Here is a 15,422-nt window from a genome sequence, read left to right on the forward strand (position 1 = left end):
GCTAAGCTACGGCGATGACATCGCTGGCAAACATCTGGCCCCCGTTCGGACTCATCCTCACCACCCCGAGGCTCTCCCTGCGCGCCGTTATGGACGCGGATATCCCCTCCGCTGTGGCTGCCGCCCGCTCCGGAATCCACGAGGCCGGCAAGAGCCCGTTCAGCACCCCGTGGGCCGAACTGCCGAAGGACGAACTGGCACCCAATATGGCCCAGTGGTACTGGCGGTGCCGTGCCAACTTCACGCCGGATTCGTGGACCATGCTGCTCGCCGTCTGGCACGAGGAAGAGTTCCTCGGCGTCCAGGACCTTGGTGCCAAGGACTTCGCCACCCTGAGGACAGTCAGCACAGGCTCGTGGCTCAAGCAGTCCGCGCAGGGCCGCGGCTTCGGCAAGGAGATGCGTTCCGCCGTCGTGGGTTATGCCTTTGACTACCTGAACGCGGAGATCGCCGAGTCCGAGGCCGCCGTCTGGAACAAGCAGTCCTTGGGAGTCTCGACGAGCCTGGGCTACGAACCCAACGGCACCTTCCGCCATGCCTGGGGCGAGAAGGTCGAGGAAGTCCAAAAAGTCAGGCTCACTCCCACCACGTTCAAACGCCCGGATTGGACCCTCAAAGTCCAAGGCCACGAAACACTGAAAACGTACCTGGGCCTCTAACGGCGCGACGGCGCGGCAACGGCCTCCCGGAAAGGAGCGCATCGGGACGCATCGGCCCCTAAGGTCGCCCAGCGACCGAAGGGGCCTTTTGCGTTGTGTCTAAGCGACCGCGGGAGGCAGTTGCCGCGCGTTGGCAACCACGGCGCGGCCCCAGGACTTAGATTTCAGCCCCTTCCAGCAACTCCGTCACCAAGGCAGCAATCGGCGAGCGTTCGGAGCGCGTCAGCGTGATGTGGCCGAACAACGGATGACCCTTGAGCGTCTCGACGACGGCCGCAACGCCGTCGTGCCTGCCGACACGGAGGTTGTCGCGCTGGGCCACATCATGGGTGAGGACGATCTTGGAGTTTTGGCCGATCCGGCTCATCACGGTGAGCAGGACGTTCTTCTCCAAGGACTGGGCTTCGTCGACGATCACGAAGGCGTCGTGCAGTGAGCGTCCGCGGATGTGGGTGAGGGGAAGGACCTCGAGCATGCCCCGGTCCATGACTTCTTCCACCACTTCCTGGCTGACCAGTGCGCCCAAGGTATCGAACACAGCCTGCGCCCAGGGGTTCATCTTTTCGGACTCGGAGCCCGGGAGGTAGCCCAGTTCCTGTCCGCCCACCGCGTACAGGGGCCGGAACACTACAACCTTCCGGTGCTCGCGGCGTTCCAGGACGGCTTCCAGGCCCGCACAGAGCGCCAAGGCCGACTTACCAGTGCCTGCCCGGCCACCGATCGATACGATGCCCACCGATGGATCCATGAGCATGTCGATGGCAAGCCGTTGTTCGGCTGAGCGACCGTGGAGTCCAAAGACGTCGCGGTCGCCCTTGACCAGGCGGACCTGCTTGTCGGCCCCCACGCGGCCAAGGGCGGAGCCGCGGTTGGAGAGCAGGACCAACCCGGTGTTGACCGGGAGTTCGGCCGCGGCAGGGATGAAGACGGGCTCGTGTCCGTAGAGCGTGGTGATTTCGTCGTCGTTGGCTTCCACCTCGGCCATGCCAGTCCAGCCGGAATCTTTGACCAGCTCGTTGCGGTACTCGTCGGCATTCAGGCCCATGGCAGACGCTTTGACGCGCATGGGCAGGTCCTTGGAGACAACCGTGACGTTGTGGCCTTCGTTGGCCAGGTTCTTCGCCACCGCCAGGATGCGGCTGTCGTTGTCTCCCCCGCGGAACCCTGCCGGCAGGACATCCGGGGAGATGTGGTTCATTTCCACCCGGAGGATTCCGCCGTCGGACCCGATCGGAATGGGGTGGTCCAAACCGCCGTGTTCGATCCGGAGGTCGTCCAGGAGCCTGAGCGCTTTCCGGGCGAAGTAGCCCAGTTCGGGATCGTGGCGTTTGCCTTCGAGTTCGCTGATGACAACAATCGGGACGATGACTTCGTGTTCAGCGAAGCGCAATAACGCGTGTGGGTCCGAAAGCAGGACTGACGTGTCGATCACGTAGCTGCGGCCTGTGGCGGACGTGACGGTCTGCGCTTTTTGTGGGACGCGCTTGGCGCGAGAGGTAGCTGCACTTTCCCCGTCGGAAACCATTGCGGGCAGTTGCTCAGAAATAGCCACATCGACTCCAGCCCCGGGCGGTCGCCCGGCCTAATGGTGAAGCGGCTCGGCCGGAAGGCCGGGCGTGGCCTCCCATGTAACTGGTGCGATGTTCCGCTCCATGTACTGGCCTCCCCGATCAGCGGGCGGTTTTGCCTGCTGATGGGATTAACGTAATCCCGGACACATTCATTTCCGCAATCCGTCGTCGGCAAGTCGCATGTCCGTCTCGTTAATTTTCGGTGAACCCGACGGCGGCTAGGTTCCGTACCGGCGCTGGCGCCCGGCATAATCCCTGAGCGCACGCAGGAAATCGACCTTGCGGAAAGCAGGCCACAGGGCTTCGCAAAAATAGAACTCGCTGTAAGCGCTCTGCCACATGAGGAAGCCAGAGAGCCGCTGCTCGCCGGACGTGCGGATCACCAGGTCCGGATCGGGCTGGCCGCGGGTGTAGAGGAAGCGTGAAATGTCGTCCACCGAAAGTTCATCTGCGACCTCCGTCATGGTGCGTCCCTTGGCGGCAGCATCGTGCAGCAGTTCCCGCACGGCGTCGACAATTTCGCGTCGACCACCGTAACCCACTGCTACGTTGACGTGGATCTTTTCATGGACAGGAGTCCGGGACGTCAGTTTGTTGAGTCGTTCGGCAAGGTAGTCCGGGAGCAGCTCAGGTGCGCCCATGGCGTGGACCGAGACGTCTTCGTCCTCGTCGAGGCGGTCCATGGTGTTGGCAATGATGCCCATGAGCAGGTCCAGTTCTTCACCGGAGCGGTTCATGTTGTCCGTGGAGAGCATGTAGAGCGTCACGACCTTGACGCCGAGCTCCTGGCACCAGCCCAGGAATTCGTGGATCTTGTCCGCCCCAGCCTGATGCCCTTGGCTCGTTGGAGCGTTGAACTGGCGGGCCCACCTGCGGTTACCGTCCACCATTACGCCAATATGCCGCGGGATCTGGTCCTGCTTGAGTGAGCGCAGCAACTTGCGCTCGTAAAAGCCATAGAGGAAACCGGGCAGCTCCACCGGACTCTCACCTGACTTCCTTGCTTGTACGACGACGACGCACATCCAAGGCTACCCGCCCCAGCCGTCGAGCCGGTGCAGTCTCGGGTCAAAATCCTCCGACGCAGGTTACCCTGCGGTAACTTACCGGAACGTAAGTTATTCTTGAACCATGGCTGAGCTCGTCGAAACCAAGCCCCTCTGGCGTGGATGGATCCACGCCGTCGCCGCTCCTTTCGCGTTGGCCGCCGGGATCATTTTGGTGGCAGTCGCACCCACTCCCGACCGCAAGGTCACCTCGGCCATCTATGCGCTGACAGGGTTCCTGCTCTTTGGCGTCAGCGCCGTTTACCACCGCGGAAACTGGTCACCCCGGGTCAAGATGGTCCTTAAACGTTTGGACCACACCAACATCATGCTGGTGATCGCAGGCAGCTACACCCCACTGGCCTGGTCGCTCCTTGAACGCTCCGAAGCCATCACCTTGCTGTGGCTCGTGTGGTCCGGGGCAATAGTCGGGGTACTTTTCCGGATCCTCTGGACCGGAGCTCCACGGTGGCTCTACGTCCCCGTCTACATCGCCCTGGGCTGCGGCGCACTGTTCTACCTGCCGCAGTTTTTTGCGGCAAATGCCGCCGCGGCGGTCCTCATCTGCGTCGGTGGTGCGCTGTATATCGCCGGAGCGGTGTTCTACGGCATCAAACGGCCAAACTTCAGCGCCACCCATTTCGGGTTCCACGAACTCTTCCACGCTTTCACCGTGCTGGCCTTCGCGGCACACTTCATCGCCATCATGATGGCAGTACTGAGCTAGCTGGTTGCGCAGCCACCCGATTTGACCACCTGAAGCCCTGCGTCAGCGATTACCGCGTCAGCGGGTACCGGGCCCGGCGTCGCCGTTCTCGTCCGCCTGGTCGCCGGCCTCGGCAGCCATGCGGGCTTCCTCCACCTGCGCCCGATAGCGGACACGGCGGATACGTCGCACCATGTCCACAATCAGGAAGGTCGTGAGGATCACGATGAAGGCCGTCAGGACGAAGCCCCAAGTACCCGGCGTCACCTGATCCTCGGACAGACCAGGCCGCAGCGTGCCCGTAGGATCGGGCGACGGAGTAACGGTCAGGGCGAGTAGCAAGTGGTGCACGTTCAAACCTTCTATGGGAGCAGATGCAATTTCTACGAGCGATAGAAACTGGCGGCGTTCCTATCTTATCCCCGCGAAGAGGTCCTTCTCCGGCAGTTCGGACGGGACCCGCGAAGTGACCAGGGTGTAGTCCTCCCACGGCCATACCTTTCGCTGCAGCTCCGGTGACACAGCGAAGAAGAACCCCAGCGGGTCGATCTGGGTTCGGTGAGCGCGCAGGGCGTCGTCCCGGGCCTCGAAGAAGTCCCCGCAATCCACCTGGGTGGTTGTCTGGTGGGCCGGTACCGGCGGGGTGTGCCCCTCGGCGTCAGCTTCCAGCCAAGCAGCTAGCCGCTCGGCATACGGGGACTGCAGGCCGGCCTCTTCCAGGGCGAAGTGCAATGCCCGGAAGCGTTCGGGGCTGAATGCACGGTCGTAGTAGAGCTTGCTCGGCGCCCACGGCTCCCCCAGCCCCGGGTACCGGTCAGCGTCGCCTGCGGCTTCGAAGGCTTCCACAGCCACCTTGTGGGCCATGATGTGGTCCGGGTGCGGGTACCCTCCATTTTCGTCATAGCTGAGGATGACGTGGGGCTTGAAATTCCGGACCAGGCGGACCAGCGGCGCTGTGGCCCGCTCCAAAGGCTGCAGGGCGAAGCACCCTGCAGGGAGCGCAGGAAGCGGGTCACCTTCAGGCAAGCCTGAGTCCACGAAGCCCAGCCACCGTTGCTTGATGCCGAGGACTGCCGCTGCGTTCGCCATTTCCAGGCGCCGCGCACCGGCCATGTCGCGCTTGGGGTGCGGAGCATCCTCCATGGCGGGATTCTGGATATCTCCCCGCGAGCCGTCCGTGCACGTGGCAACCATGACGTCCACTCCGGCCGCGGCATACATTGCCATGGTCGCCGCGCCCTTGCTGGACTCATCATCCGGGTGGGCGTGGACGGCGAGCAGCCTCAGCTGGTGGTCGGAACTGCTGGACGCTGTCACGTGACGGCTCCTCTTTCGTATAACGGGTTTGTGGTACGGACTTGTGGGCGGTGAGCGGGCGCCGGGATCGGCACTAAACTGGATGGGTGACTTCAGAGGACCTATCGGCCACCCACGTACCGGCAAGCACCAGCCTAGCCAATCGCTACGGCGGCCAAAAGCACGCCATGACCCGCAAAACCAAGCGGATCATCGTCCTCGTGGCACTGATCGTTGGTATTGCGTTCGCGGCGTGGGTTGCCACGTCCTCGGCCACAGCCCCCGTCACCTTCAAAGATATCGGGTACAGCACGGTGGATGGGACCCAGGCAGAGGTGGACTACCAGGTCACCAAGAGTCCGGGCGCCACGGCAAAGTGCGCCATCAAGGCCATGGATTCCAAGTTCGCCGTAGTGGGGTGGAAAGTGGTGGAAATCGGCCCCAACCAGCCCGAGCAAAGCGCCGATGGCGGCCGGACCACCGTACAGCGGACCATCCTGCGCACCGAGTCCCCGGCGGTGTCCGGCGTCGTGGATAATTGCTGGATCGTGGACAGCGGAAAATAACAATCGTGTGACCCACGACTCAACCGGTTTGGGTTCGTCCAGAGGATTTACTACAATGGATGAAACCTTCACCCCGTTAAGTTGGTTACTGAGTTCCACGAGTGGCCACCTAGGCGGGGTCTTTTGCATTGTCAGATCAAGAGGAGAAATCCGTGTCTACCACCAACAGCGCCACTGCAGCTTGGCTTACCCAGGAAGCATTCGATCGCTTGACGGCTGAGCTGGACCACCTTTCCGGCGCTGGCCGGGCGGATATCGTCCAGAAGATCGAAGCTGCCCGCCAGGAGGGCGACCTCAAGGAGAACGGCGGCTACCACGCAGCCAAGGAGGAGCAGGGCAAGATTGAGGCCCGCATCCGACAGCTCACTGCACTTCTGCGCGATGCCCAGGTGGGCGAAGCACCTGCCGACGACGGCATCGTTGAACCCGGCATGCTGGTTGTTGCCCGCATTGCCGGCGACGAAGAGAAGTTCCTGCTCGGCTCCCGCGAAATCGCCGGGGATTCGGATATTGATGTTTTCAGCGAAAAGTCCCCCTTGGGCGCTGCCATCATCGGCCACAAAGAGGGCGAGAAACTGAGCTACGTTGCCCCCAACGGCAAGGAAATCCCGGTGGAGATCGTTTCCGCGAAGCCCTACGCCGGCTAAGCTGCAACGCCTTAACCAACGACGCCGGTCCGCCCCTTCCCGGGGCGGCCCGGCGTTTCCTTTGCCACCTTGCCGGCGGTCAGAAAGTTGCTGCGGGCTGCGCTTTAGGGCGTAACAGGACGGCCGCAATCACGCCGCCGACAGCTCCGCCGAGGTGTGCCTGCCAGGAGATGTACCCCATGACCGTGGGAAGCACCCCCAAAAGGATGCTGCCGTAGGCCATGAAGAGCACCACGGAGAGCAGGATCTGCCACCAGTTGCGGTTGAAGAAGCCCCGCACAAGGAGGAATGCGAAGAGTCCGAAGACCAGCCCGGAGGCGCCCACCGTAACCCCTCCCCCGCCGATAAGCCACACAGCCAGTCCTGAGCCCAGCCAACTGAACGCCAGGGCGGTGATGAACACACGGAATCCGGACATGAACGCCAGGAATCCGAAGATGATCAGCGGCAGCGTGTTGGAGAGCAGGTGATTGAAGTTGGCGTGCAGGAGCGGGAACGTCAGGATGTCCAGGACGCCATCCAGGGTCCGGGAACGCAGGCCAAAGGTGCGGTTGAGGCTGTGAAGCATCAGCGTGTTAATAAACTCGATGACGTAGAGCAGGATCACGAAGCCGCCCATGAACAACAGGCCGCCCTTCGCCCGCCCGGCCAACGAATCCTTCGCCTCTACCGGCGTCCCCTCAGGCATTCCCAGCACCAATGGCTCCCCCTGTCAGTGCACCACGATTGGCTGGAAGCCCTCGGCACGCAGCGCACCGAGAACCTGTTCTCCGTGTTCGTGGCCCTTGGTTTCCAGGTTGATGGTGATGGAGACATCGCCCATGCTGATGGATCCACCCAGGCGGGTGTGGTCGAGTCCGGTGACGTTGGCATCGTTTTCGGCGATGATCCGCGCGATGGTCGCCAGCGAACCGGGACGGTCATCCAGCATCATGCGCACCGTCATGAACCGGCCGGCGGCCGACAGGCCTCGCTGGATGACTTTGAGCATCAGCATGGGATCGATGTTTCCGCCGGAAAGCACGACGGCGGTGTTCCCCGGGTTTTCGATCTTGCCATCCATCAGTGCGGCTACTCCGACGGCACCGGCAGGTTCAACCACCATCTTTGCCCGTTCGAGCAGGAAGATCAGGGCGCGGGCCAACGAGTCTTCGCTGACGGTGACGACGTCGTCGACGAGTTCCCGGATGATGCTGAACGGAAGCTGACCCGGCCGGCCCACGGCGATACCGTCCGCCATCGTAGTGACCTTCTTGAGCGGCACCAGTGCATCTGCTGCAAGGGAGGGAGGGTAGGCTGCGGCGTTTTCCGCCTGCACGCCGATAACCCGGATTTCCCGGCCAAGTTCCTTGGCCCGGGCCTTGATGGCCACTGCCACACCGGCCAGGAGTCCACCACCGCCGACACCCATGAGGATCGTGTCCACGTTGGGGATCTGGTCCAGGATTTCGAGCCCGATGGTGCCTTGGCCGGCCACGACGTCCACGTTGTCGAAGGGGTGCACGAACACTGCGCCGGTTTCGTTGGCGTAGCGTTGGGCCTCGGCGAGTGCCTCATCCACGTTGTGCCCGTGCAGGACCACTTCGGCGCCATGGCTGCGGGTTGCTGCCAGTTTGGGCAGGGCAACGCCGAGCGGCATGTAGATTCTGGCATTGATGCCAAGGCTCTTAGCGGCTACGGCCACGCCTTGCGCGTGGTTTCCGGCGGAGGCCGCCACCACTCCGCGCTTCTTTTCGTCTTCGGTCAGGCGGGCCATCCGGACGTAGGCGCCACGGACCTTGAAGGAGCCTGCACGCTGGAGGTTCTCGCACTTGAAAAAGACGTTTCCGCCTACAAGGCTGCCCAACGCACGGGACGACTCCACCGGAGTCTTGGTAATAATGCCCTCGAGCAGCTCCTGCGCCTTGAGGACATCGTCCAGCGTGACGGGCAGGGTTTCGAGGGTATTCACTGACTATTCTCCTTTGTTGGTGTTGGCCGCAGGGTCCTCTACGGAGGTACTCCCTGAAACCTTGGTCTTGCCACCGACGCCGTTACCGGCCCGGGATGAGGGCTTTTGGACGCTGACGTCCTTGAAGTTGGCGTCCGCGTCCGGGGCCGTTGCAGCAGTGCCCTGCTGGAGCTCCACGCCGCCCAGTACTTCATCATGTTCCCACGTCCGGCCCGCAATGTAGCGAACTGCCGTGTTTACTACGGCGAGCAACGGCACCGCGAACAGCGCGCCGGGAATTCCTGCCAAGTAGGAGCCTGCGGCCACCGAGAGGATCACGGCCACCGGGTGGAGGGCTACGGCCTTGCCCATCACCAGCGGCTGGAGGATGTGGCTTTCGAGCTGCTGGACAAGCAGGACGATGGCCAGCATGATCAGCGCGTTGATGGGTCCGTTGGCTACCAGTGCGAGAAGCACGGCGATGGCACCGGTGACCAGGGCACCCACCACGGGGATAAAGGATCCAATGAACACCAGGACGGCGAGGGGCAGGGCAAGCGGAACCTGGATGATGGCAGCACCCACACCAATGCCCACTGCGTCCACGAACGCGACGAACATCTGGATGCGGACGTAACTGACCATCGAGGTCCAGCCGCGGCGGCCTGCGCCGTCCGTGGCCCGGCGTGCCGTCTTGGGCAACAGACGGACCAGGAATCCCCAGATCCGGCTGCCTTCAAGCAGGAAGAAGATCAGGATAAACAGTGCCAGGACCAGGCCTGCCGCAAAGTGCCCGGCGGTGCTGCCAAAGGACAGGGCACCGCTCAGGATGCTGCTGCTGTTGTTCTGCAGGGCATTGGCACCATCGGCAATGTATTGGTCGATCTGGTCGGCCGTGAGATGGAGCGGCCCATCTGCCAGCCACGTCTGGATCTGCTGGATTCCGATCAGGGCCTCTTGCCAAAGCTCGCCGAAGCCGGATATGAGCTGCCTGCCCACAAGGGCCAAGGCACCTACGATCACGCCGATGAAGCCCAGGACCGTGACAGCCACGGCAGCACCGTTGGGCATGCTCCGTTGACGCAGCCAAGCGACCACCGGATAAAGCAGGCCTGCCAGGAGGGCTGCCACCATCACGGGGATGATGAGGAAACTGACCTTGCCCAGCAGCCACACGAGGGCGCCGATCATGAGCAGGATCAACCCTGCCCGCCACGACCACGCGGCGGCAATACGCACCCCGTAGGGGATGTCTTCGGCGATTTGGCGGTCAGAACGTGATCTGGCGTCAGGTGTTGGCGTCATGAACCTATACTTCCGCAGCCCGCGCCGTATGGGAAACCGAACCGCGCCGTGGCAGGGCCTGGCTAAAGGGACGCCGTGATGCCCCAGTTCATGGTGAATGCTTCGCCTGGGGCCAGCCAGCGCAGGCCATCGCCGCTGTTGAACGCGTTGGCCGGTCCGGTCATGGGCTCTATGGCCACCGCCCTGGTACGGCCGGGGAAGGTGTCGGTGACGAAGACGTGCACGTACTGGCAGCTTTCGTCCTGCTCCAGGCTCACACTTCGGCCGTCGGCTGCCGTCAGCGTGTGGCGGGCCACACCGCCGTCGAACGCCAAGTCCGTCAAGGCGACGTCCACCAGGAGTCCGCCCAGTGTGCGCCCGGCGGAAAAGTCGTACTCCCCGCCTGCCGCAGCGGCGCTCCTGGGGATGAGCCGGTCATCAGCCACCAGACGGGTTCTTGCGTGGACGGTCAGCGTCAGGTCCTCCGGCGCGACGTCGCCGATGCGCAGGTACGGGTGGGCGCCCAGGACGAAGGGGGCCGCTGATGGGGAGTCGTTGAGCAAGGTCTGCGATACGCGGAGGTCCAAGGCTTCGTCCAGCTCGTAACGAACCTGGTGCCGCGCCAGGAACGGGTACCCGTGTTGCGGGAAAACGGTGGCTTCCAGGGTCACGGAAAACTCGGACTCATCCACCAGCGTGTATCCGGTATTCCGGAGGAGTCCGTGGCTGGCATTGTTGCGGGAGGCTTCGGTGATGTCGAGCTGTTGTTTCTTTCCGTCGAGGTACCAGACACCGTCTTCGATGCGGTTCGCCCAGGGAGCCAGGGTGATGCCTGTTGCGCCGGGCGGAATCTGGTCATCGCCGTAGCTTTCGGTCAGCGGGATACCCTTGCGCGAGTACAGGCGAAGGCCGGCCGCGAGCTCCGTGATGACGGCGAGCGCGTCGTCCCTGCGGAGCTCGAATTGCCGGCCCGTGGCGAATCGACGGGAGGCTGGCTGGTCGGTTTGGTCAACGGGCGCAGATGAGGCAGGCATGGCATTACCGTACTGCATCCCAGAAGGTCCGGACCGATCGGCAATGTTTGCTTTTGTTAGAAACTATGCGCTTTTGGTTACTTGTGGAATGATGGATTCATGAGTCGCATCACCAGCACCCGCCTCGCGGACAGCCGAGAGCTGATCTATTTCGATGACCCCGGAACTCCGGAACGAGCTCCCGAATCTCTGGTTGACCACCGCGGGCTTCCCGCCCGAGGCGAGCCCGGGGAAGTCAGGTATGACGCGTTGTCCGGTGACTGGGTAGCCGTAGCGGCCCATCGGCAAGCCCGGACGCATCTGCCCCCTGCAGATCAGTGCCCTATTTGCCCGACCACGCCTGCGAACCCGTCCGAGATCCCAGCACCGGATTATGACGTGGTGGTCTTCGAAAACCGTTTCCCGTCGCTCGGACCTGCAGTAGGTGACATCCCTCCCCTGCCGGCACCGGGCCTCAGCGGCCACGGCACCAAGGGAGTGGCCTACGGGCGCTGCGAAGTGGTGGCTTTCACCCCGCAGCACACCGGTTCGTTCGCCGAACTGGGTGAAACGCGCGGCCGCACCGTGATCGAAGCCTGGGCCCAGCGCACGGAAGCCCTGAGCGCCCTGCCCGGGATCAAACAGGTCTTCCCGTTCGAAAACCGTGGTGCGGACATCGGCGTCACCCTGCACCACCCCCACGGCCAGATCTACGCCTACCCCTACGTGACGCCCCGTGCGGCCCAACTGGGCGCCGTCGCCCGCAAGTACTACGACGACGTCGACGCGAAGGAAACCCTGGCGGCCTCGCTCCTCAAAGCCGAACGTGAAGATGGAAGCCGGATGGTCCTGGAGGCCAAGCACTTCAGCGCCTACGTCCCTTTCGCTGCGCGCTGGCCCCTGGAGATCCACTTGGTACCGCACCGCAGCGTCCCTGATTTGGCTGCACTGACCGGGGAGGAACGGGACGAACTGTCGCACGTCTACCTTGACCTGTTGAAGCGGCTGGACTTGCTCTACCCAACACCCATGCCGTACATCTCCGCATGGCACCAGGCCCCGTTGGATCCGGCCCTGCGCCCTGCGGGCCAACTCCACCTGCAGTTGACCTCGCCCCGCCGCGCGGCCGATAAGCTCAAGTACCTGGCCGGTTCAGAAGCGGCCATGGGAGCGTTCATCAACGACACCACGCCGGAGGCCGTCGCCGAACGGATGCGCAACGTTGCCGCCCCGGCCTCCGCCAAAACCCTGGAAGGCACCCCAGCATGAGCACCGCCACCGACACCAGCGTCCTCGCCGCCCGCTTCCAGGAAGTCTTTGGTGCCGCTCCCGACGGCGTGTGGCAGGCTCCCGGCCGGGTCAACCTCATCGGCGAGCACACCGACTACAACGAAGGGTTCGTCCTGCCCTTCGCGATCGACAAGACGGCAAAAGTGGCCCTGCGCGTCCGCGGCGATTCCACGGTGCGCCTGCTCTCCACGTTTGGTGGCCACGGCCTCGTGGAGGCGGACCTCAACGGTTTGGAGCCGGGTTCAGGCCACGGCTGGTCGCGGTATCCGCTGGGGGTGGCCTGGGCTTTGAAGGACCGGGACGTGAACGTCCCCGGATTCGACCTGCTCCTCGACTCCGATGTTCCCCTGGGCGCCGGCCTTTCTTCCTCCCATGCGATTGAGTGCGCCGTCATTTCCGCCCTCAACGAGCTCACGGGAGCAGGCTTCGCCGCCGAGGAACTGGTCTTGGCTACCCAGCGTGCAGAGAACGTCTTTGTTGGCGCGCCCACGGGAATCATGGACCAGTCGGCTTCCTTGCGGGGAGCCAAGGGTCAGGCCGTCTTCCTGGACTGCCGCGACCAGCACGTGGAGCTGGTCCCCTTCGATGCCCAGGCTTCAGGTTTGGTCCTGCTGGTCATCGATACGAAAGTGTCGCATTCCCATGCCGACGGCGGTTACGCCTCCAGGCGGGCGTCCTGCGAATTGGGTGCCGAGATCCTCGGTGTCAAAGCACTGCGCGACGTCGGTGTGGAGCGTTTGGAGGAGGCGTCCGGTTTGCTGGACGAAACCACCCTTCGACGGGTCCGCCACGTGGTCACTGAAAACGACAGGGTCCTCCAAACTGTTGAATTCCTTGGCACCCAGGGTCCTGCCTCCATCGGCGCACTGCTGGATGCCAGCCACGTCTCCATGCGGGATGACTTCGAGATCTCCTGCCCGGAGCTGGACCTCGCCGTGGACACTTCCCGGTCCGCCGGCGCCATTGGTGCCCGCATGACCGGTGGAGGTTTCGGCGGCTCGGCCATTGCCCTGACTCCGGTGGGCCAGGAGCAGCAGGTGCGTGACGCCGTCGTGCGTTCCTTCGCGGAGGCGGGCTTCACCGCACCGGACATTTTCACCGTTACACCGGCAGAGGGCGCCCGGCGCCTGGCCTGACGTTCCACTCCGCTGGCGCCCTCAATTCCTCCCGGATGCCGGGCGTAAGCTGGGGCCATGACTGAGGCTGTCATCGTTTCCACCGCAAGGAGTCCCATAGGCCGGGCCTTCAAAGGCTCGCTCAAGGACGAACGTCCGGATGACCTCGCAACCGCCATGGTCCAGGCTGCCCTGGCCAAGCTGCCCGGCTTCGATCCTGGTGCCGATGGTGGCAAGGGACTCGATGACATCCTGCTCGGTTGTGCAGAGCCCAGCGGCGAGGCCGGCTCCAACATGGCGCGCGTGGTTGCTGTCCTGGCCGGGCTGGACCGCGTACCGGCGGCCACCATCAACCGTTTCTGTGCCTCGAGCCTCCAAACGCTGCGAATGGCCTTCCACGCCATCAAATCCGGAGAAGCCCACGCGATCGTCTCGGCCGGGGTGGAGAGCGTATCGCGGTACCAGAACTGGGCCGGAGCGGGTGAAACCGATACCGCCAACCACAATCCCCTTTTCGAGTCTGCCGCACAGCGCACAGCTGCCCGTGCGGCCTCAAACATCCCGTGGACCGACCCCAGGCTGGGCGGCCGTTTGCCGGACATCTACATCTCCATGGGCCAGACCGCCGAGAACGTCGCCACAAGCTATGGCATCAGCAGGGCCGAACAGGACCAGTGGGGCGTCCTAAGCCAAAACCGTGCCGAAGCCGCCATTGCCTCGGGGTTCTATTCACGCGACATCACACCGTACACACGCAAGGACGGGGTTATGGTGGACCGCGACGATTCGCCCCGGGCCGGGGTGACCCTTGAAGCGGTATCCGCGTTGCAACCAGTGTTCCGCGCATCAGGGACAGTGACAGCGGGGAACGCCTGCCCCCTTAACGATGGCGCCGCCGCCGTGGTGGTCATGAGCGACACCCGGGCGCGCGACCTTGGACTTCAGCCCCTGGCGCGCGTCGTTTCGACCGGAGTGAGCGCTCTCTCCCCCGAGCTCATGGGCATGGGACCGGTGGAATCCTCCCGCCGGGCACTCGCGTTGGCCGGCCTGACAATGGACGACATCGATTTGGTGGAGCTCAACGAAGCCTTCGCGGTCCAGGTTCTCGCCAGCGCCCGTGAACTGGGGATCGACCCGGCCAAGCTCAACGTCCATGGCGGTGCCATCGCATTGGGGCACCCCTTTGGGATGACCGGCGCCCGCATGACCAGCACGCTTCTGAATGGCTTGAAGGAGCGTGACGGGACATTGGGGCTTGCGACCTTGTGCGTGGGCGGCGGGCAGGGCATGGCGGTGGTGTTCGAGCGCCTGAGCTAGCAGTTAATACAAAAATGCCCCCAAACATTGTTCAGGGGCATTTTGGCGCTTACTTGTTCCGGCGGTGTTAGTCGTCGCCCCGCAGGATTGCCAGCAGGCGGATGATTTCGACGTAGAGCCACACCAGGGTGACCGTCAGGCCGAATGCGGCAATCCAGGAATAACGTTCCGGGGCACCGGCGCGGACGCCTTGCTCGATGCTGGTGAAGTCCATGATGAGCGAGAACGCTGCCAGGCCAATGGCCAGGATGCCGATGAAGACGCCCAACGGGATGCCCGCGATCGTGATGCTGGTGCGGAGACCGAACGGCTCCTGCACGGCGCCGGTCCACATCATGACCAGGTTAATGAGCGCGAAGACCGCGTAACCGATGGTGGCGATCATGAAGAAGCGGACCATCTTGGGAGTCGCACGGACCTTGCCACTCTTGAACAGGACCAGCGTGACACCGAAAACAGCAAGGGTGCCGATGACTGCTTGCAGGCCGACACCCGGGAACATGCCATCAAGGATGCGGGTGAGGCCGCCGAGGAACAGGCCCTCGAGGCCGGCGTAAGCCAGGATCAGCGCGGGCGAGGGCTGCTTCTTGAACGTGTTGACGAGGGCCAGGACGAAACCGCCCAGCGCGCCAACGATCATGAGCAGGCTGGAGAGCGCCGGGGCAACGAAGAGCGTTACACCTGCACCGATGACCAAAACCACGAGGCAGGCGACAGTCTTCATGATGACGTCGTCATACGTCATGCGCCCGGTGTCGGCGGGGCCGGCCGAGGGCTGGTTGTACATCTGCTGCAGCTGCTCGTTGGTCATGTTCTGCTGCTGGGCCGACCATGCGGCTTGGCCATCCATGACCTGCGAGGGCGCTCGACCGGCTTGGTTAAACTGCTGGCCGTAGGGATTTTGCGGTACAGGCGGGGCCTGCTTTGCTCCACGGAAATTCTTTCCGTTGAAGACTGGGTTTCCGCCAAGTGCCATTACGGG

The 15,422-nt window shown here is 63.5% G+C and carries 16 protein-coding genes; 7 read left to right on the forward strand and 9 right to left on the reverse strand.

What is annotated here, in order from left to right; translation table 11 throughout:
* The first annotated feature begins 14 nt into the window (after positions 1–14).
* Entirely contained in the window at positions 15–659 is a 645-nt protein-coding gene (locus NEK97_RS04210) for a GNAT family N-acetyltransferase (RefSeq protein WP_257368681.1), read from the forward strand.
* A gap of 157 nt (positions 660–816) precedes the next feature.
* Here NEK97_RS04210 and NEK97_RS04215 read toward each other — a convergent pair whose 3' ends face one another.
* Positions 817–2,211 carry a PhoH family protein gene (locus NEK97_RS04215; protein ID WP_257368683.1) on the reverse strand — a complete coding sequence of 465 codons (1,395 nt, stop codon included), beginning with the start codon at positions 2,209–2,211 and terminating at the stop codon, positions 817–819.
* 237 nt (positions 2,212–2,448) lie between these two features.
* Positions 2,449–3,255, reverse strand: a complete 807-nt coding sequence (locus NEK97_RS04220; protein ID WP_257368684.1) for an isoprenyl transferase — start codon at positions 3,253–3,255, stop codon at positions 2,449–2,451.
* Between the two features lie 106 nt (positions 3,256–3,361).
* Here NEK97_RS04220 and NEK97_RS04225 point away from each other — a divergent pair, with 106 nt between their 5' ends.
* Positions 3,362–4,003, forward strand: coding sequence for a hemolysin III family protein (locus tag NEK97_RS04225; RefSeq protein WP_257368686.1), 642 nt, complete (start codon positions 3,362–3,364; stop codon positions 4,001–4,003).
* 57 nt (positions 4,004–4,060) lie between these two features.
* Here NEK97_RS04225 and NEK97_RS04230 read toward each other — a convergent pair whose 3' ends face one another.
* Positions 4,061–4,333 (reverse strand): hypothetical protein, encoded by a 273-nt coding sequence (locus NEK97_RS04230; protein WP_257368688.1) that lies wholly within the window; start codon positions 4,331–4,333, stop codon positions 4,061–4,063.
* Between the two features lie 60 nt (positions 4,334–4,393).
* Complete coding sequence (gene mca, locus NEK97_RS04235; RefSeq protein WP_257368689.1) at positions 4,394–5,299, reverse strand: mycothiol conjugate amidase Mca; 906 nt, start codon at positions 5,297–5,299, stop codon at positions 4,394–4,396.
* 86 nt (positions 5,300–5,385) lie between these two features.
* Here mca and NEK97_RS04240 point away from each other — a divergent pair, with 86 nt between their 5' ends.
* Both NEK97_RS04240 and greA read left to right on the forward strand, forming a co-directional pair.
* Positions 5,386–5,844 carry a DUF4307 domain-containing protein gene (locus NEK97_RS04240; protein WP_257368690.1) on the forward strand — a complete coding sequence of 153 codons (459 nt, stop codon included), beginning with the start codon at positions 5,386–5,388 and terminating at the stop codon, positions 5,842–5,844.
* 152 nt (positions 5,845–5,996) lie between these two features.
* Positions 5,997–6,491: a transcription elongation factor GreA gene (greA, locus tag NEK97_RS04245; RefSeq protein ID WP_257368692.1), complete on the forward strand. Its 495-nt coding sequence runs from the start codon at positions 5,997–5,999 to the stop codon at positions 6,489–6,491.
* Between the two features lie 79 nt (positions 6,492–6,570).
* Here greA and NEK97_RS04250 read toward each other — a convergent pair whose 3' ends face one another.
* The 4 genes from NEK97_RS04250 to NEK97_RS04265 form a co-directional block, all read right to left on the reverse strand.
* Positions 6,571–7,179: a rhomboid family intramembrane serine protease gene (locus NEK97_RS04250; protein ID WP_257368693.1), complete on the reverse strand. Its 609-nt coding sequence runs from the start codon at positions 7,177–7,179 to the stop codon at positions 6,571–6,573.
* A gap of 24 nt (positions 7,180–7,203) precedes the next feature.
* Positions 7,204–8,442: a threonine ammonia-lyase gene (ilvA, locus tag NEK97_RS04255; RefSeq protein ID WP_026542826.1), complete on the reverse strand. Its 1,239-nt coding sequence runs from the start codon at positions 8,440–8,442 to the stop codon at positions 7,204–7,206.
* 3 nt (positions 8,443–8,445) lie between these two features.
* A complete protein-coding gene (locus tag NEK97_RS04260) occupies positions 8,446–9,726 on the reverse strand; it encodes an AI-2E family transporter (RefSeq protein WP_257368694.1) in 1,281 nt (426 codons plus the stop codon).
* Between the two features lie 62 nt (positions 9,727–9,788).
* Complete coding sequence (locus NEK97_RS04265; protein ID WP_257368695.1) at positions 9,789–10,739, reverse strand: aldose 1-epimerase family protein; 951 nt, start codon at positions 10,737–10,739, stop codon at positions 9,789–9,791.
* 99 nt (positions 10,740–10,838) lie between these two features.
* Here NEK97_RS04265 and galT point away from each other — a divergent pair, with 99 nt between their 5' ends.
* From galT to NEK97_RS04280, 3 genes are read left to right on the forward strand one after another with little or no spacing between them, the layout of a single operon-like run.
* Positions 10,839–11,987: a galactose-1-phosphate uridylyltransferase gene (gene galT, locus NEK97_RS04270; protein ID WP_257368696.1), complete on the forward strand. Its 1,149-nt coding sequence runs from the start codon at positions 10,839–10,841 to the stop codon at positions 11,985–11,987.
* Positions 11,984–13,144 carry a galactokinase gene (gene galK, locus NEK97_RS04275; RefSeq protein WP_257368698.1) on the forward strand — a complete coding sequence of 387 codons (1,161 nt, stop codon included), beginning with the start codon at positions 11,984–11,986 and terminating at the stop codon, positions 13,142–13,144. Before galT ends, galK begins: the two co-directional genes overlap by 4 nt.
* Positions 13,145–13,201: 57 nt before the next feature.
* Entirely contained in the window at positions 13,202–14,440 is a 1,239-nt protein-coding gene (locus tag NEK97_RS04280) for an acetyl-CoA C-acetyltransferase (protein WP_257368700.1), read from the forward strand.
* A 67-nt stretch (positions 14,441–14,507) separates the two neighbouring features.
* Here NEK97_RS04280 and NEK97_RS04285 read toward each other — a convergent pair whose 3' ends face one another.
* Positions 14,508–15,416: a Bax inhibitor-1/YccA family protein gene (locus NEK97_RS04285; protein ID WP_257368702.1), complete on the reverse strand. Its 909-nt coding sequence runs from the start codon at positions 15,414–15,416 to the stop codon at positions 14,508–14,510.
* Between the last annotated feature and the right edge of the window lie 6 nt (positions 15,417–15,422).

The sequence above is a fragment of the Paenarthrobacter sp. UW852 genome (assembly GCF_024608385.1).
GTDB lineage: Bacteria > Actinomycetota > Actinomycetes > Actinomycetales > Micrococcaceae > Arthrobacter.

Excerpts from the sequence above, each read along its gene's own strand:
- NEK97_RS04250 (WP_257368693.1), bottom strand. The coding sequence starts at position 7,179 with ATGCCTGAGGGGACGCCGGTAGAGGCGAAGGATTCGTTGGCCGGGCGG.
- galT (WP_257368696.1), top strand. The coding sequence starts at position 10,839 with ATGAGTCGCATCACCAGCACCCGCCTCGCGGACAGCCGAGAGCTGATC.
- NEK97_RS04210 (WP_257368681.1), top strand. The coding sequence starts at position 15 with ATGACATCGCTGGCAAACATCTGGCCCCCGTTCGGACTCATCCTCACC.
- NEK97_RS04280 (WP_257368700.1), top strand. The coding sequence starts at position 13,202 with ATGACTGAGGCTGTCATCGTTTCCACCGCAAGGAGTCCCATAGGCCGG.
- NEK97_RS04285 (WP_257368702.1), bottom strand. The coding sequence starts at position 15,416 with ATGGCACTTGGCGGAAACCCAGTCTTCAACGGAAAGAATTTCCGTGGA.
- galK (WP_257368698.1), top strand. The coding sequence starts at position 11,984 with ATGAGCACCGCCACCGACACCAGCGTCCTCGCCGCCCGCTTCCAGGAA.
- NEK97_RS04225 (WP_257368686.1), top strand. The coding sequence starts at position 3,362 with ATGGCTGAGCTCGTCGAAACCAAGCCCCTCTGGCGTGGATGGATCCAC.
- NEK97_RS04265 (WP_257368695.1), bottom strand. The coding sequence starts at position 10,739 with ATGCCTGCCTCATCTGCGCCCGTTGACCAAACCGACCAGCCAGCCTCC.
- NEK97_RS04260 (WP_257368694.1), bottom strand. The coding sequence starts at position 9,726 with ATGACGCCAACACCTGACGCCAGATCACGTTCTGACCGCCAAATCGCC.
- NEK97_RS04220 (WP_257368684.1), bottom strand. The coding sequence starts at position 3,255 with ATGTGCGTCGTCGTCGTACAAGCAAGGAAGTCAGGTGAGAGTCCGGTG.